Raw genomic sequence first — 1,961 nt, forward strand, 5'->3', positions numbered from 1 at the left:
CCCCCTCCGGCCCCACCCCCCCTGACCTGCGGAATCGTTCGAGAAATCGAGGCGCGGCAGGTGTTTTCGTAGTTGACGGTGGGGAAGAGTGGAGTAGAGTGGGGCGCCGTGGGGAGCGGTAGCGCCTCATGCGGCGCGGGAGGTGGGGCCGGTGTTCCTCGGCACCCACACGCCGCGTCTCGACGACAAGGGACGACTGTTCCTGCCGGCGAAGTACCGCGAGGAGCTGTCGGGGGGATTGGTGATCACGAAGGGCCAGGAACGCTGCCTCTACGTCTTCCCTGTGGCGGAGTTCCAGCGCATCACCGAGGCGCTTCGTGCGGCGCCGGTCACCGAGCGCAGCGTGCGGGCCTACAGCCGGGTCTTCTTCGCCAGCGCGTCCGACGAGGTCCCCGACAAGCAGGGCCGGATCACCATCCCGCCCCCGCTGCGCAAGTACGCCGGCCTCACCCGGGAGTGCACCGTCATCGGCGCGAACACGCGCCTGGAGATCTGGGACAGCGGCGCCTGGGAGTCCTACCTCGAGCAGGAGGAGCAGGCGTTCGCCGACATCTCCGAGGAGGTGTTGCCCGGGATCCTCTGACGATCTGCTGAACGTCGGTCGCGCAGACCGGCACCGGCCCGCGTTCGGCCAGGTCTCCAGCCGCTCTCCAGGCCCTCTGGCGCAGCTTCCCCGGCGCCAGAAGCCGACCCCCCGCGGAAACGCGGTGATCTTCCTCAAGGGCAGCGGATGGGGACCTGGCCGGACGAGGCCGCCGGAGGGCGCCCGCCAGGGGGCTTCACAGGGCGCCGGCACCGACGACAGACGGCCGGGCGGCACGCGCCGCCGGCCGCCGACGCCACGCTCTCCGCGAGTGAGGTGGCACCAACATGGGGGGTGGAGCATGGACGTGGGCGACGTGGGCGACCACGCGGCGGGGCCCGGGCATATCCCGGTCCTGCTCGACCGCGTGCTCGAGATCCTGGCGCCCGCCGTCCAGGCGGCGCTGGACGCCGGCCGGACACCCGTCTACCTGGACGGGACGCTCGGCATGGGCGGCCACGCCGAGGCCATGCTCGCCGCCCATCCGGCGCTCCGGCTGATCGGCCTGGACCGGGACACCTACGCGCTGGAGCGCTCCGCCAGGAGGCTGGAGCGCTTCGGCGACCGGGTGGCGCTCGAGCACGCCGTCTACGATGAGATCCCCGAGGTGCTCGACCGGCTGGACGTGCCGCGGGTGGACGCGTTCCTGTTCGACCTCGGAGTCTCCTCGCCGCAGCTGGACGAGGCCGACCGCGGCTTCGCCTACTCCTACGACGCGCCCCTCGACATGCGGATGGACCGCACCCAGTCCCTCACCGCGGCCGAGGTCGTCAACACCTACCCGCCCGCCGAGCTCGCCCGCATCCTGCGCGAGTACGGCGAGGAGCGGTTCGCCCAGCGCATCGCGGCGGCCATCGTCCGCGAACGCGCCAAGGAGCCGCTCGACTCGACGGCGCGGCTCACCGACCTCGTCCGGACCGCGATCCCGGCCGCGACCCGCCGCACCGGCGGCAACCCGGCCAAGCGCACCTTCCAGGCGCTGCGGATCGAGGTCAACGGCGAGCTGGAGATCTGGCGGCGGGCGCTGCCCGCCGCGCTGGACGCGCTCCCGGTCGGCGGCCGGGTCGCGGTGCTCAGCTACCACTCCCTGGAGGACCGCATCACCAAGCAGGTCCTCGCCACGGCCACCGCCGACCACACCCCGCCGGACCTGCCCGTCCCGCTGCCCGAGCACCAGCCGCGCTTCCGGCTGCTGACCCGGGGGGCCGAGGTGGCGTCCGAGACCGAGACCGAGACCAACCCAAGGGCCGGATCGGTGCGGCTGCGCGCCGCCGAGCGGGTCCGGGAGGCCAGATGAGCACACGGACACGCCAGCCGGGGGCCGCGACCCCGCCCGTGCCCGCGCAGCGCCGCGAGCGCCGCCGCCGGCCCGAGCGTC

Annotated in this window: 2 protein-coding genes; both read left to right on the forward strand. The window is 73.5% G+C overall.

Translation table 11 applies throughout. The features are described from left to right. Nucleotides 1–151: 151 nt before the first annotated feature. Nucleotides 152–583, forward strand: a complete 432-nt coding sequence (mraZ, locus tag DZF91_RS24430; protein WP_117359623.1) for a division/cell wall cluster transcriptional repressor MraZ — start codon at nt 152–154, stop codon at nt 581–583. 301 nt (nt 584–884) lie between these two features. Further along, entirely contained in the window at nt 885–1,880 is a 996-nt protein-coding gene (gene rsmH, locus DZF91_RS24435) for a 16S rRNA (cytosine(1402)-N(4))-methyltransferase RsmH (protein ID WP_117359624.1), read from the forward strand. Nucleotides 1,881–1,961: the final 81 nt, after the last annotated feature.

This window comes from Actinomadura logoneensis, assembly GCF_003428695.1.
Classification (GTDB): domain Bacteria; phylum Actinomycetota; class Actinomycetes; order Streptosporangiales; family Streptosporangiaceae; genus Spirillospora; species Spirillospora logoneensis.

Excerpts from the sequence above, each read along its gene's own strand:
- rsmH (WP_117359624.1), top strand. The coding sequence starts at position 885 with ATGGACGTGGGCGACGTGGGCGACCACGCGGCGGGGCCCGGGCATATC.